This is a genomic window from Effusibacillus pohliae DSM 22757 (assembly GCF_000376225.1).
GTDB classification, from domain to species: domain Bacteria; phylum Bacillota; class Bacilli; order Tumebacillales; family Effusibacillaceae; genus Effusibacillus; species Effusibacillus pohliae.
Genome location: NZ_AQXL01000132.1, coordinates 43957 through 58022 on the forward strand (window position 1 = coordinate 43957; position 14066 = coordinate 58022).

Sequence of the window (14066 nt, forward strand, 5' to 3'; positions counted from 1 at the left end):
CCTACTTGGTGCCAAAGAGGCGGTCGCCCGCGTCTCCCAGGCCCGGAACGATATATCCGTGATCATTCAGCTTCTCGTCGACAGCCGCCACATAGATGTCGACATCGGGGTGCGCCTGCTGCACCGCGGCGATCCCTTCCGGTGCGGCGATCAGACACATCAGCTTGATGTTTTTGACCCCCCGCTGTTTGATGAACGAAATCGCCGCGACCGCCGAACCGCCCGTCGCCAGCATCGGGTCGATCACGATCAGGTCGCGCTCCTCCACATCCGTCGGCAGCTTGCAGTAATACTCGACCGGCTTTAAGGTCTCCGGGTCGCGGTACAAGCCGATGTGCCCGACTTTGGCGGCGGGAATCAGCCGCAAAATCCCGTCGACCATCCCGAGGCCGGCGCGCAGAATCGGCACCAGGCCGAGTTTTTTGCCGGCGATCACATGCGCTTTCGCTTCCGCAACCGGCGTTTTTACAGCCGTTTCCTGCAGCGGAAGATCGCGCGTGATCTCGTATGCCATCAGCATGGCCACTTCTTCCACCAATTCGCGGAATTCTTTCGTACCTGTGTTCTCGTCCCGTATGTACGTCAGCTTGTGCTGGATCAGCGGGTGATCGAATGTATGCACTTTGCCCATTTTTCCAAATCTCCTTTGATGATGCAAAATCAGCCTGACATGGCTCCCTGTCATGAATGCATTCCCATCACCCCATTTATTATAACAGAGCCCTATTTCCGGTGCTACTCGGCGAATACTAGAAAAACTCCCTTTTAAAAGGGAGTTCGTCAGAGGGAAAAAGCGGCCCGCAGCTGGCCGATCACTTCCTGACGCGCGTTTTTAATGACCGGAACGCGATGGTGCTGCAGCGCTTGCAAATCTGTTTCATTCAGGCAGCCGAGCTGCTCCAGCACGGCTACGACAGCCGGATAAGCCGCCCGGATGTTTCCGTCTTCCACCTTCACAGCAATCCCGATTCCCTTGCCCATAATGCCGGCAGCATACACGCCTTCCGCCCCGGCCTTGCCGATCACACGTCCTCGCAGGGCGCCCATCAGATCGGTGCAGAACCGGTTCGTGCCGGCTACCATCTCGGGATGCGCCATCATCGCCGAAGTGATGCGTTCGACCGCTTGCCGACGAGCTTCCGGGAGATCGCTCGGGTCGGACAGCTTCGCAAAAGCAAGCGCCAGGCGATACAACGGCAGCCCGAACACCGGAACGCCGCATCCGTCCACCCCGATCACGATCTCCTCCGGTTTCATCCCTGCCAGATCGGCGACCGCGGCTCGCATGGCGACTTGCACCGGATGGTCCACCTGGCGGTAGCCTGCCGGATCGGCTCCCATGTGGCAGGCCAACGCCAGCATCCCCGAATGTTTGCCCGAACAGTTGTTGTAAAGCGGAGTCAGTTCACCGCCCGCCCGGATCAACTGCTTGTACCCTTCCTGATCGTGCGGAATGTGAGTGCCGCACTGCAGCGCATCGGGGGAAAGTCCGATCCGCGAGAGCATGGCCGCGGCGCGGTTGACATGTTGCGCTTCCCCGCTGTGGGAGGCGCAGCACAAAGCGATATCGGCCGGACTGAACTGATACCGGTCTGCCGCGCCCGACTCGACAACCGGAATCGCCTGCAGCGGCTTGGCGGAAGAGCGTGCAAACGTCAAACGCTGCGGATCCCCCACCGAATGCAGAATGTTTCCTTGCAAATCGACCACCGCGATATGCCCGTAGTGGCTGCTTTCCACCAAGGGCCCGCGATACACATCAACGATTTTGGCTGGTGTCACAAGCGAGTCTCCTTCCCTGTTCAATTCCCGGAACAATCGGCTTCTGCCGCCTCCGTCTGCGGTTACCAATTGCAGCCGCCTGTTACCGATAGAGATGGCAGGCGACCCGATAGTCCTGGCCGACCGAAATCAGTTCCGGCCGCTCCGTTTTGCACACTTCCATCACCTGCGGGCAGCGGGGAGCGAACGCGCATCCTTTTGGCGGATTGGCGGGGGAAGGGACATCCCCTTGCAGGATGATCCGCTCCCGTTTGACCAGCGGATTGGCGACCGGTACTGCAGACAGCAAAGCCTGCGTATACGGATGTTTCGGATTCTCATACAATTCCTCGGCCGGCCCCAGTTCGACCATACGACCGAGATACATGACGCCGACGCGGGTACTGATATGCCGGACGACAGACAGGTCGTGTGAAATGAAGACATAAGTGAGTCCGAACTGTTCCTGCAAGTCCTGCAGCAGGTTCAGTATCTGCGATTGAATGGATACGTCCAGCGCCGACACCGGTTCATCGGCGACAATCAGCTTCGGTTGCAGGACGAGCGAACGGGCAATCCCGATCCGCTGGCGCTGTCCGCCGGAAAATTCGTGCGGATAACGGCGTGCATGCTCAGCGTTTAACCCGCACACCTGCAAAATCTGCTGCACTTTTTCATTGATCACAGCTTTGTCGGTAAGACCATGCGCCCGCAGCGGCTCGGCAATGATTTCAGCTACCGTAAGCCGCGGATTGAGGGAGGCGTACGGATCCTGAAACACCATCTGGATCTCTTTCCGCTTCCTGCGCATCTCTTCCCGCGAGAGTGTCGCGAGATCGACACCCTCGAACAACACCTGGCCGCCGGTCGGCTCCAACAGCCGCAGCATCGTTCGACCGGCCGTCGATTTGCCGCAGCCTGATTCTCCCACAATCCCGAGGGTTTCCCCCCGCCTTACGAAAAACGATACATCATCGACCGCTTTCACATACCCTTTCACTCGATTCAGTAAGCCGCCGCGAATTTCAAAATACTTTTTCAGGTTCCTGACTTCCAGCAGCGTGTCCCGCGCCATTCGAGCCACCCCCTTTATAGAGCCAGCAGCGGCAGCGATGTCCCTCTCTGACTATCGCAAGCTCCGGATTGTGCGTCAAACATTTTTCCATTACATGCGCACACCTCGGGGCAAACCGGCATCCGGGCGGCATTTGGGAGAGCGACGGCACCTGGCCGGGAATCGAAACCAACCGCTTCGCCTTCCGGTCGAGCTGCGGAATCGATTGCAGCAGCCCCGCCGTATAAGGGTGTTTCGGTTCGCTGAACAAGCTGACAACATCCGCCTCCTCCACCACTTGTCCGGCGTACATCACCAGCACGCGGTCACACATCTCCGCCACAACTCCGAGATCGTGCGTTATCAGCAAAATGGATGTGCCCGTCTCTTTGCGCATCCGCCGCATCAAATCGAGGATCTGCGCCTGAATCGTTACATCCAATGCGGTCGTCGGCTCGTCGGCAATCAGCAGTTTCGGCTGGCAGGCCAACGCCATCGCGATCATCACCCGCTGCCGCATCCCGCCGGACAACTGGTACGGAAACTGTTTCGCCACCGCTTCCGGCCGCGGGATGCCAACCTTGCGCAGCATCTCGACCGTCAGCCCCCTCGCCTCCCGTTTGGTCAGTTTACAGTGCAACAGGATGGCCTCATCGATCTGTCTGCCGATCGTAAACACCGGATTGAGCGACGTCATCGGTTCCTGAAAAATCATCGAGATCCGGTTGCCGCGAATGCCGCGCATCTCCGCTTCCGGCAGCTTGAGCAGATCCCGATTTTCAAAATGGATGGTCCCTTCCACCTGACAGACCGGCACACCGGGCAGCAGGCGCATGATGGACAAGGACGTGATTGACTTGCCGCAGCCCGATTCGCCCACCAGGCCGACCGTTTCCCCTTCGTTGAGCTGAAACGAAACGCCGGAGACGGCTGTCACCTGTGCGTCCTGCACGCGAAACTTGATTTTCAGGTCGCTTACTTCCAGCAGTCTGTTTGTCATGCTCGCCACCCCTCAGTCCTTGATCTTGCGGTCCAGCGCATCCCGTACCGCATCTCCCAGCAGATTGAACGCCAGGCAGGTGACCAGAATCGCCAAACCGGGAAACGTTGCAACGTGCGGAGCGGACGTCAGGTACTCGCGGCCGCGGCTGAGCATCGCTCCCCATTCCGGTGTCGGCGGCTGCGCGCCCAACCCGAGAAACGACAAGGAAGCGGCAATCAGAATCGCCGAACCGATCCGCATGGTGAAATAGACGAGCACGATCGAAAACGTGCCCGGGAAAATATGCCGCCAGATGATCGACCGGTCGCGGATCCCCATCGCCCGGGCCGCTTCAATGTATGTCATATTTTTCAGCGCCAGTGTGTTGCCGCGGACGATTCGAATAAAAATCGGGATGGTAAAGGTAGCGACCGCAATCACCACATTCGGCAGCCCCGGGCCGAGAATGGCGATAATCGCGATCGCCAGCAAAATTCCCGGAAACGCGAACAGCACGTCGCAAACGCGGGTAACAAACGCATCGTACTTGCCGCCGTAGTAACCGGCTGTGAGGCCGAAGAACGTGCCGATCGACGCACCGATCAATACGGAAACCAGACCGACTGCCAGCGAGATGCGGGTTCCGCAGAGGATGCGGCTGAAAATGTCCCGGCCAAATTCGTCCGTACCCGCCCAATGTTTGGCTGACGGCGGATCCAAAACGGCGTTATAGTCGGGAGTCGTCGGATCATACGGTGCAATCAGTGGACCGATCACCATCAAGACCAGCAGCAGCGTCACGATCAGAAAAGCGATCAGCCCCAGCTTGCTGCGGCGAAACTTCCGGACAAATTGGCGGAACGGCGTATCCGCCGGGGCGGCCGGGACGGCTGCGGCAACGGGTGGTCTCGTTTGCATGACAGATTGCGGCATAAGCGGTCCCCCTTCCTACCTTTGTGCGCGAATCTGCGGGTTCAAGACGGCATACAACACGTCGACCAGCAGATTGATCAGCATAAACTCCAGCGCGAACAGCAGCATCTCCGCCTGAATCACCGGATAATCGCGAAAATTCACCGCATCGATCAACAGCCGCCCCATGCCCGGCCAGGAAAAAACCGCTTCCACCACGACCGAACCCCCCAGCAAAAATCCGAATTGGAGCCCCGTCATCGTAACAACCGGAATCAAGGCGTTGCGTAATGCGTGTGACCACACCACGATCGTTTCCCTGGCTCCTTTCGCTCTTGCCGTTCGGACGTAATCTTCCTGCAACGTTTCCAGCAAACTGGACCGAGTGAAGCGGGCGATCACCGCAGCCACCCCTGACCCGAGCGTGATCGCCGGCAGGACAACGTGGGCAAACGAACCGTTCCCGCCGGTGGGAAACCAGCCGAGCCGGACGGCAAACAGTTCGATCAGCATCAGCCCGAGCCAAAAAGAAGGCATCGAAATCCCGGTGATGGCGCCGAACATTGACAGTTGATCCTGCCATTTTCCCCGGCGGGTGGCAGCGATCACTCCGACCAGCAAACCGGCGGCCACAGCCCACACCATACTGAAACTAGTCAGTTCCATCGTCGGGCCGAACCGCTCGGCAATCATCGAAAGCACCGGCTCATGCGTCCGGTACGATATGCCGAAATCCCCTTGCAGCGCGTGTGTGGCAAACCGCCAGAACTGCTCGTGCAACGGTTTGTCGAGGCCGAGCTTGACCCGCGTATTTTCCACATCTTGCAAAGAAGCTTCCGGCCCGGCGATGATTCGCGCCGGATCGCCCGGAATCATGTGCAGAAACAGAAAAATCACGATCGCGACGACCAGCAGGATCGGAATCATGGCCGCCAAACGCCTGCAGATAAACGCAATCACTTTGCTTCCTCCTTCCTTCACGGACAATGTACCCCGCAGCGGGACGCGGAGTGCGGCCCATGTCGGACATCCGGACAGAACAGGTCCAAGGTCAATCTCCTTGGACCTGCATGCCGCTTATTTGAATTCTGCGCGGTTCAAATCGAGCGCGCCATCGGGCAGCACGAATACGCCGGACAGATTTTTCCGCTTGCCCGAAACGTTATCCGGCACGTACAGGAACACCCACGGAGCGTCCTCGACGATCGTTTTCTGTGCGTCCGCATAAGCGGCAAGCCGTTCTTTCTCATCTGTCGACTGCAAACCGGTGGCGATATCCTTTTCCACACGCTCGTTGACGTAATAGCCTACGTTGTAACCGGCCGGCGGGAACAGATCTTTCGTCAGGAGCGGCCGGATACCCCAGTCCGCTTCGCCGGTCGACGGCGACCAGCCGCCGGAATAGGTGAGCATTTTGCTATCTTCCGGTTTCACGTACATCTGGTTCGACAGCGTGCCCGATTCCATCTGCTGGACGTTCGCCTTGATGCCGACCTCCTTCCACTGCTGCTGGATGAACTCGGCGATTTTCACCGACTCGGTGGCGTTTGCCGTCCAAATCGTCGTTTCAAACCCGTTCGGATATCCCGCTTCCGCCAGCAGCTGCTTCGCTTTCCCTGGATCGTAGCCGTACATCTGCTGTTTCTGGAAACCCCATACCTTCGGCGCGATCACCGATTCGGCAGGTGAAGCGTAGCCTTTGGCAACGACCTTGATCAACGCGTCTTTGTTGACCGCGTAGTTGAGCGCTTGCCGGACACGCTTTTCGTCAAACGGTTTCTTGGTGGTATTGAACGCGATGTAGCGCTCCACAATCGACGGCGATCGGTCAACCGCCACATTTTTGTCATCCTTCAAGCTGTCCACCTGGTCGGGCGGCAGCGGATAGACGAACTGCGCCTCGCCCGTCTTCAGCATCGCCACGCGGGATCCGGCTTCGGTCACCGGCTTGAACGTGATTTTTTCGACCTTTGCCGCATTCGCCTTATCCCAATACCCGTCGAACTTCTTGACTGTCACATGGTCGGCGTCTTTCCACTCGACAAACTGGAACGGCCCTGTCCCGACCGGCTTGCGCTGGATCTCCTTGCCGTATTCCTTGATCGCCTTCGGCGAAATGATCATCGCGGCCGGATGGGCGAATGTTTGCACAATCGCAGCAAACGGCCGGTTGAGAGTGAATTTCACCGTATACGGGTCGACCACTTCCGTTTTTTCAATCACGGCGAACAGGGACGCCCGCTTCAGCTTGTTATTCGGATCTTTCACCCGGTCAAAATTGATTTTCACCGCCTCCGCGTTTAAATCAGTGCCATCATGAAACTTGATGCCCTTTTTCAACTTGAAGGTGACCGATTTCGCATCCTTGCTCAGTTCCGGCATCGATTCGGCCAATACTGGCACGATCTTCATGTCTTTGTCAAACCCGAGCAATCCTTCGTACATCGTTTTCATAATCGAGTACGACAGCGTATCCTGCGCGTCCTGCGGGTCCATGGTGGTCGGATTGGCCGCCTGCGCCACGACCAGATCGGTCCGCTTCTCGCCGCCAACTGCGTTGTCCACCGCTGTTTGCGATTTCGAGCAGCCCGCCAGCAACATGCCCGCGGCCAACACACCGGTCAAGGTCAATTTCAAAACTCTCCCGTTTTTCATTTGTCTTGATCCCCCTTTTTGCTTTTCTGTTCTGGTGCACCCTTGTCCATCAGCCCGTCAGCGGGGCTGACAGCCGATTCTTCTTCGCCGCCCGGCTTTGGTCGACAAACTCCCGGAACAGGGCTTGCATTAACGGATCGCGCTCCGCCATCGATTCGGGGTGCCACTGCACTCCGATCGTAAAAACGCAACCAGGAGCTTCCACCGCCTCAATCACTCCGTCAGAAGCGGTACCTGTGACGACCAACCCGGCAGCTGCTTGCCGGATCGCCTGATGGTGCAAGCTGTTCACCCGAATCTGCGTCTGTCCAAAAATGCGGTGCAAATAGCTGCCCTCCGCCAGCTCAACCCAATGGGTGTCCACCCCTCTCGCCGCTTTTTGCGAATGCTGCAGAGCGCCCGGATACTCACTGGGCAAGTCTTGATAGAGCGTGCCGCCAAGCGCCACATTGAGCACCTGAGCGCCACGGCAAATAGCAAGCAGCGGCTTCCCGGCGCCGATCGTGTAGCGTACCGCCGCCACTTCCACCCGGTCGCGTTGCGGGTGGATCGGTCCCAGATGCTGCTGCGGTTCCGCCCCGTACTGCTGCGGGTCGACATCTTCCCCGCCGCTGAAAATCACCCCGTCGCACAGGTCGATCAACCGCGAAAACGAATCCGGATCGGTCAGCGGAAGCACCAGGGGCAGTCCCCCGGCAGCCACAATCGCGCGATGGTAATCCTGATGCACATAGACGCCTTCGCTGAATTCATTGATCTTGACAAGCGTGCTGGTGATACCGATGACTGGTTGCATGTTCAATCCCCTGGCTCCTGTCAGTTTGTTTCCAATTATAGTTGAGCCATTTTTCAGATGATACAGATAAAAAAGAGAAAAAAGAGAGAAAATCGGCTGCTAGATTTTCTCCCTCCACAGATACCGGTTCTTCGGCCGGCCGATCTTGCGGTAATGCGGCACCGCTTGCACCCGCCCTTCCTCCAGAAGGTGCGCGATATAGCGGTGGACGGTGGAATACGCCAACCCCACCCCGGCCGTGATCTCCTCCAGCGTAACCGGCTCATTCTGGGCCTTCAGAAACCTGGCGATCAGGTTGAGCGTATTTTCGCTGATTCCCTTGGTCACCCAGACTTCCCGCTGTTTCTCGCGTTGCTGCCGCTCGATCGACGACAGCCGGAGATTGATTTGCATGCGCGAGATCAGGTCGGGCGCCCGTACCGGTTTGACGGCAAAATCGGTCGCGCCCGCTCGCAAAAACCGGTTCATCGTCTCCTGCCGCTCGTCCACCGTCAAGACGAGAATCGGCACTTCCTGATTGAAGCGCCGCATCGCCAGGACCGCTTCCAAGCCATCCAGATCCGGCATATGATAATCCACCAGCACCATGTCGAACGCCGCTTCCGCAAACCGCTGCACCGCCCGCCTGCCGCTGTCGAACGCTTCCGGCACAAAGCCGGCGAACTCGCAGATTTCCTGCAAGGTAAAGCGAATCATTGCATCATCATCGACGATCAGAATCCTTGCCATCCGGCTCCGCACCTCCCGGCAGTATCACGGTCACAACTGTGCCTTCCCCTTTTGTACTGCGAACGGCCGTCCGTCCCCCATGCGCCTTCACCACTTGGCGTACAAACGCAAGGCCGGCGCCGGCCGAATCTTTGGTCGAATAGCCGAGGTTCCAGATGTTTTCCAGATCCTCTTGCGGGATCCCCGTCCCATTGTCCACCACCGAAAAATGGACTTCGCTCTGCGACCGTTCCACCAGCAAACGGACGGAACCATGCGGCAGCCCGGCAACCGCGTCGAACGCGTTATTCAAAAGATTGATCAATGCCCGCACGATGCGGATTTTGTTGACGTATAAAAGCGGCATGGGCTCCCGCACTTCGACGGTCAGCACATCCGGCGATCCGCTGAAACGGCTGGATGTCACCGTATCCAGAATCTCCTGCACCGACACCAGCTTCTTTCTGTCGGCAAACAGAATCTCCGAAATCATTTCGCTCATCACCGTGATCGATTGTTCAATCTTCTGTGAATAAGTTCGGACTTTCTCATCATCAACGCGCATGTTGATCAACGAGCTCAGTCCTCCGATCGAAGTTAGCGGCGTCTTCAGGTCATGCACCAGGAACAGCACTTCCTGACCGGACCGCGCCTCCGCCATTTTGAGCTGCACCTGATGAACCCGGTTGCGCTCCCGCACCGTCTGATTGAACATCCGGGTGAGCAGCACCGATATGCCGACCGACAGCAGCAGGAACAGACACAAAAGCAAAGCGAACATGCTCAGTCCAAAATCGACCCCGTTGCTCTCCGCCAACTGCTTGATCTTGAAAGAAACCGGTCCCAATCCGAACCCGTAAGGCGTCAGCCATTTCACCATATCCAGCCATTCGACCGCCAGCAAAAACTGCCCCAGGATGAGCACCTTCGCACCGATTCCGGCGGCGCCCCGCTCCATCCGATTGAGGAAGATAATGGCCACCACCAGCATCACAGCCGGACCGCCGAAATGGTATTTGATCGGTGTGTACAGATTGATCAGCTTGTACACACCAGGCAAAATCAGCATCGGCAGCAAGGCGGACAGCCAGCGGGGTTTTACCACATCCAGCAGTGCTTCACAGAGCAGAAACACTCCGATGTAATGGGGGAGGGCCCGCACCGTATTCAAAAGCACGACCAGTACGGAGGCGAGTAGCAGCGGATTCGCCTGCCGCGTTTCCTCCGCGGTCCGCACCGCGTCGAGCAAGCCGATGTCATTCGGCGTCAAAAAAGAAGGAAACGCCACTCCCAGCAAGATCAGCCCAACAGCCATCAGAACCATCAGCAGTCTCTGGCGATGGGACATGCACCCGACTCCTTTCTCCCGTACTTGCAATCTCGTAACCTTGTACACTCGTATAATAGAGTGTATTTTTCTCGAAAGATTTTTGCAAATGTGATTTTGGCATAACAAAAAAGATGCAGGCACCGGTTGAGCATGCCAGCACCTGCATCGCGTACAACAATTCGTTTGTCAAGCTTTCTGCAATCCCTCGTACAGCGGGAACTTCTCGCACAGGGCACGGACACGGCGCATCGCTTCGTTGAGGCTCGGCTGGTCGTTGCCGTTGCGCAAGGAGAGGTTGATAATGTCCGCCACCTCGACCATTGCGTCCCGGTCGAAACCGCGGGTTGTCACAGCCGGCGTGCCGATCCGGATGCCGCTCGTCACGAACGGGCTTTGCGGGTCGAACGGAATCGCATTTTTGTTAACCGTGATGCCGACTTCATCCAACAGTTTCTCCGCTTCTTTCCCGGTGAGTCCGAGGTTGCGCAGATCGATCAGGATCAGATGGTTGTCCGTGCCGCCGGATACCAGGTTAAAGCCGCGGTCGATCAGCGCTTGCGCCAACGCTTGCGCATTGTCGATCACCGCCTGCGAATACTGGGCGAATTCCGGGCGAAGCACTTCGCCGAAAGCGACCGCTTTCGCCGCGATCACATGCATCAAAGGACCGCCCTGAATCCCCGGGAAAATCGCCTTGTCGATCTCCTTCGCATACTTCTCCTTGCAAAGGATCAGGCCGCCCCGTGGTCCGCGCAGCGTCTTGTGCGTCGTCGATGTGACAAAATCGGCGAACGGAACCGGACTCGGGTGGTGGCCCGTGGCGATCAGTCCCGCAATGTGAGCCATGTCGACCATCAGGTAGGCTCCGACCGAATCGGCAATCTCCCGCAGTTTCGCAAAATCGATCACGCGCGGATAGGCGGAAGCGCCCGCCACGATCATTTTCGGTTTGTGCTCTTCCGCCAGCCGGCGGACCACATCGTAGTCGATCCGGTGTGTGACCTCATCCACCCCGTAGGGCACAAAATTGTAGTACTGCCCGGAAATGTTCACCGGACTGCCGTGCGTCAGGTGGCCACCGTGCGCCAGATTCATCCCCAGCACCGTGTCGCCAGGCTTCAGAAACGCAAAATACACCGCGGTGTTCGCCTGTGCTCCCGAATGCGGCTGCACGTTGGCGTGTTCCGCACCAAATATTTTCTTCACGCGCTCGCGGGCCAGATTTTCCACAATGTCCACATATTCGCAACCGCCGTAATACCGCTTGCCCGGATAGCCTTCCGCATACTTGTTGGTCAGCACCGTCCCCATCGCTTCCATGACGGCGCGGCTCACGAAGTTTTCGGACGCGATCAGTTCGATTTTCGACTGCTGGCGGCCGAGTTCCTTGTCAATCGCCTCCGCGACCTCTTTATCCACCAACCGCAGATGATTCATCGCCAATTCCTCTCCTTCTCCAAGGATGATCGGCTCCGCGTTGCCGTGAGCGGAGCCGCTCGAAACAACTCGAAATAACATGATGAATGCATTCGAAGCTTAGTCCGAATCCTTTTCAGGGACCTCCTGCAGTATGTAAACGGCTCGGGCGCCGCCGATCAGTTTCGGACGGGTTCTCGCCATCGTCACATGCGCCTGCCCAATCGATTTGACTGTCGGCCGGACCGGAACCGCCACCGGCCGCAAATGCATGCCGATCAGCGTGTCGCCGATGTCAATTCCCGCGTGTGCCTGAATCCGCTCGACCAACACCGGATCCTGCAAGCTGCGAAACGCAGTCGCGGCCACCGCTCCGCCCGCCTGCGGCACCGGTACCACCGTCACTTCTTCCAGGCCAAACGCTTTCATCGTCGCGCGTTCTACCACCAACGCGCGGTTCAGGTGCTCGCAGCATTGAAACGCCACATGAAACCCATACTCATTCCGCGCCGTCAACACAGCCTCGACGATCGCCTTTGCCACTTCCGTCGAACCGGCCGACCCGATTTTTTCGCCGATCACTTCCGAACTGGAAGCGCCGATCACCAACATCTGATCGGCATCAAGCCGCGCCACCTGCTGCAATTCGTCGATCACCTGCCGCGTGACCTTCGCGATGGCGGACAGGTCTAACATCCGCAGACGCCCTCTTCCTGCCCGTATTTTTGTTCAATTTCGCGAATCTTGTCCAACCGTCTCGCATGCCGCCCGCCGGCAAATTCGGTCGTCAGCCAGATGCGAACGATCTCTTCCGCCAGACCGGGACCGATCACGCGCGCGCCCATCGCCAAAACGTTCGTGTCATTATGCTCGCGCGTCGCTTTGGCGGAAAAACAGTCATGCACCACCGCGCAGCGCACACCCGGCACTTTGTTGGCGACGATCGACATGCCAAGGCCTGTCCCGCAGATCAGAATCCCGCGGTCAAACTCCCCTTTGGCAACTCCTTCCGCCACTTTCAGGCCGTAGTCCGGATAATCGACCGACTGCTCGCTGTCGGTGCCAAAATCCTGGAACTCAAGATTCAGTTCCTGCAGCACATGTTTCATCTGTTCTTTCAAGGCGTATCCGCCGTGATCAGCCGCAATCGCCACTCGCACCGCATATTCCCCCTTTCGCTCCATTTTACCTGTGACGAAGTTTTTCCACAAGCGCCGCAATCGCCTGTTCGATTTCCTGCGCCGTCTGCTCGTACACGTCCTGATCCCCGCCAAACGGATCGGAAATATCGTGATCTTCCGCCCCTCCCACATACTCTTTCAAGGTGAACACCTTATCCAAAAATTGCGGAAACCGGCCGCCGAGCATTTGTTTGTGGGAAGCGGTCATCGTCAGGATCAGATCGGCCCAATTTCCCAACTCTTCCGTGAACATCTGGGAGCGGTGCTGATCCCCTTGCAATTGCCGCTTGCGCAGCGCCTCAAGCGCCCCGGTCGAAGCGGGACTGCCAGCAGCCGCTGCAACGCCCGCAGACCGCACTTCGATATCGGAAATTCCTTTTTCGGCCAGCTGTTTTTTTAACATGGCTTCCGCCATCGGACTGCGGCATGTATTACCGGTACAGACAAAAAGAACGCGATACACCGAATCCCCTGCCTCTCGTTCGCAGACTTTCTCGGTTCCAGTATAACCCGTTCTTTCAGCTCGATGCAAAAATTAATGGAGAGCCGAGACAGCCAGCATGACACCTGCCCCGATCGCGATGCCAAGCGCCGCCCACAGCTTGTTCGCCTGCAGGGCTTCCGGCAGAATGTCACGGGAAACCACGTATACCATCGCCCCGCCGGCAAACGCCAGCGACAGTGAAATAAACACGTCGGATACGGTGAACAGCCACAGCGAGATGACCGTCCCTAGCGGCGTCGTCATCCCCGCCAGGAACGTGATCCAGATCACCTGCCAGCCGCCGACTCCCGCCAACCGCAGAGGTACGGCAATGCTCATACCTTCCGGAATGTTATGCAATGCGATCGCCAGCGCGATCACCATGCCGACCTGCGGATGCAGCGACTCTCCCGCGCCGATCGCAAATCCTTCCGGCAGGTCGTGCAGCGCAATCGACAACGCGAGAAACCAGCCCATTTGCAGAAAAGCCGCTTTTTCCCCGTGCAGCCCCCACCGTTTCATTGCGGACGACACCACGCCGCGAAGCAGCAGCAGAAAAAACCAGCCGCTGCCGGCACCCACGAGAAACATTGCATGGCCGCCCGATGCAATCGAGGCGGGCATCAGTTCGGTCAGCACGACCGTCAGCATGATCCCCGTCGCCAGCCCCAAAAATACGGCCAGCAGCCGCTTCGACAGCCGCCGAAACCGGAGAACCAGCCAGCCACCGACGGGTGTTGCCATACCGGACAAAAAGCTGCTGCAGACAATCTCCCACACACCATCC

Annotated in this window: 15 protein-coding genes; all 15 read right to left on the bottom strand. The window is 58.0% G+C overall.

Annotated features, from left to right (window positions below; all coding sequences use genetic code 11):
- Position 1: 1 nt before the first annotated feature.
- Positions 2-631, bottom strand: a complete 630-nt coding sequence (upp, locus tag C230_RS0115530; protein ID WP_018132973.1) for a uracil phosphoribosyltransferase — start codon at positions 629-631, stop codon at positions 2-4.
- 149 nt (positions 632-780) lie between these two features.
- Positions 781-1782 (bottom strand): asparaginase, encoded by a 1002-nt coding sequence (locus tag C230_RS0115535; protein ID WP_018132974.1) that lies wholly within the window; start codon positions 1780-1782, stop codon positions 781-783.
- A gap of 82 nt (positions 1783-1864) precedes the next feature.
- Positions 1865-2836, bottom strand: a complete 972-nt coding sequence (locus C230_RS0115540; RefSeq protein ID WP_018132975.1) for an ABC transporter ATP-binding protein — start codon at positions 2834-2836, stop codon at positions 1865-1867.
- Complete coding sequence (locus C230_RS0115545) at positions 2787-3815, bottom strand: ABC transporter ATP-binding protein (RefSeq protein ID WP_018132976.1); 1029 nt, start codon at positions 3813-3815, stop codon at positions 2787-2789. Before C230_RS0115545 ends, C230_RS0115540 begins: the two co-directional genes overlap by 50 nt.
- Before the next feature lie 12 nt (positions 3816-3827).
- Positions 3828-4730, bottom strand: coding sequence for an ABC transporter permease subunit (locus C230_RS0115550; protein ID WP_018132977.1), 903 nt, complete (start codon positions 4728-4730; stop codon positions 3828-3830).
- A gap of 15 nt (positions 4731-4745) precedes the next feature.
- Positions 4746-5669: a nickel ABC transporter permease gene (gene nikB, locus C230_RS0115555; protein WP_018132978.1), complete on the bottom strand. Its 924-nt coding sequence runs from the start codon at positions 5667-5669 to the stop codon at positions 4746-4748.
- A 117-nt stretch (positions 5670-5786) separates the two neighbouring features.
- Positions 5787-7364, bottom strand: a complete 1578-nt coding sequence (locus C230_RS0115560; RefSeq protein ID WP_018132979.1) for a glutathione ABC transporter substrate-binding protein — start codon at positions 7362-7364, stop codon at positions 5787-5789.
- Positions 7365-7413: 49 nt separating this feature from the next.
- Positions 7414-8160 (bottom strand): gamma-glutamyl-gamma-aminobutyrate hydrolase family protein, encoded by a 747-nt coding sequence (locus C230_RS0115565; protein WP_018132980.1) that lies wholly within the window; start codon positions 8158-8160, stop codon positions 7414-7416.
- A gap of 99 nt (positions 8161-8259) precedes the next feature.
- Positions 8260-8889 (bottom strand): response regulator, encoded by a 630-nt coding sequence (locus tag C230_RS0115570; RefSeq protein WP_018132981.1) that lies wholly within the window; start codon positions 8887-8889, stop codon positions 8260-8262.
- Positions 8864-10216, bottom strand: a complete 1353-nt coding sequence (locus tag C230_RS20730) for a sensor histidine kinase (RefSeq protein WP_018132982.1) — start codon at positions 10214-10216, stop codon at positions 8864-8866. Before C230_RS20730 ends, C230_RS0115570 begins: the two co-directional genes overlap by 26 nt.
- A 168-nt stretch (positions 10217-10384) precedes the next feature.
- Entirely contained in the window at positions 10385-11635 is a 1251-nt protein-coding gene (locus tag C230_RS0115580) for a serine hydroxymethyltransferase (RefSeq protein WP_018132983.1), read from the bottom strand.
- Positions 11636-11734: 99 nt separating this feature from the next.
- Complete coding sequence (locus tag C230_RS0115585; protein WP_018132984.1) at positions 11735-12310, bottom strand: TIGR01440 family protein; 576 nt, start codon at positions 12308-12310, stop codon at positions 11735-11737.
- Positions 12304-12774: a ribose 5-phosphate isomerase B gene (rpiB, locus tag C230_RS0115590; RefSeq protein WP_018132985.1), complete on the bottom strand. Its 471-nt coding sequence runs from the start codon at positions 12772-12774 to the stop codon at positions 12304-12306. The genes C230_RS0115585 and rpiB overlap by 7 nt, the downstream gene beginning before the upstream one ends.
- Positions 12775-12799: 25 nt before the next feature.
- Complete coding sequence (locus C230_RS0115595; protein WP_018132986.1) at positions 12800-13258, bottom strand: low molecular weight protein arginine phosphatase; 459 nt, start codon at positions 13256-13258, stop codon at positions 12800-12802.
- Positions 13259-13330: 72 nt separating this feature from the next.
- Positions 13331-14059, bottom strand: a complete 729-nt coding sequence (locus tag C230_RS0115600; RefSeq protein ID WP_018132987.1) for a ZIP family metal transporter — start codon at positions 14057-14059, stop codon at positions 13331-13333.
- Between the last annotated feature and the right edge of the window lie 7 nt (positions 14060-14066).

Excerpts from the sequence above, each read along its gene's own strand:
- upp (WP_018132973.1), bottom strand. The coding sequence starts at position 631 with ATGGGCAAAGTGCATACATTCGATCACCCGCTGATCCAGCACAAGCTG.
- C230_RS0115540 (WP_018132975.1), bottom strand. The coding sequence starts at position 2,836 with ATGGCGCGGGACACGCTGCTGGAAGTCAGGAACCTGAAAAAGTATTTT.
- C230_RS0115545 (WP_018132976.1), bottom strand. The coding sequence starts at position 3,815 with ATGACAAACAGACTGCTGGAAGTAAGCGACCTGAAAATCAAGTTTCGC.
- C230_RS0115550 (WP_018132977.1), bottom strand. The coding sequence starts at position 4,730 with ATGCCGCAATCTGTCATGCAAACGAGACCACCCGTTGCCGCAGCCGTC.
- C230_RS0115560 (WP_018132979.1), bottom strand. The coding sequence starts at position 7,364 with ATGAAAAACGGGAGAGTTTTGAAATTGACCTTGACCGGTGTGTTGGCC.
- C230_RS0115565 (WP_018132980.1), bottom strand. The coding sequence starts at position 8,160 with ATGCAACCAGTCATCGGTATCACCAGCACGCTTGTCAAGATCAATGAA.
- C230_RS0115570 (WP_018132981.1), bottom strand. The coding sequence starts at position 8,889 with ATGGCAAGGATTCTGATCGTCGATGATGATGCAATGATTCGCTTTACC.
- C230_RS20730 (WP_018132982.1), bottom strand. The coding sequence starts at position 10,216 with ATGTCCCATCGCCAGAGACTGCTGATGGTTCTGATGGCTGTTGGGCTG.
- C230_RS0115580 (WP_018132983.1), bottom strand. The coding sequence starts at position 11,635 with ATGAATCATCTGCGGTTGGTGGATAAAGAGGTCGCGGAGGCGATTGAC.
- C230_RS0115585 (WP_018132984.1), bottom strand. The coding sequence starts at position 12,310 with ATGTTAGACCTGTCCGCCATCGCGAAGGTCACGCGGCAGGTGATCGAC.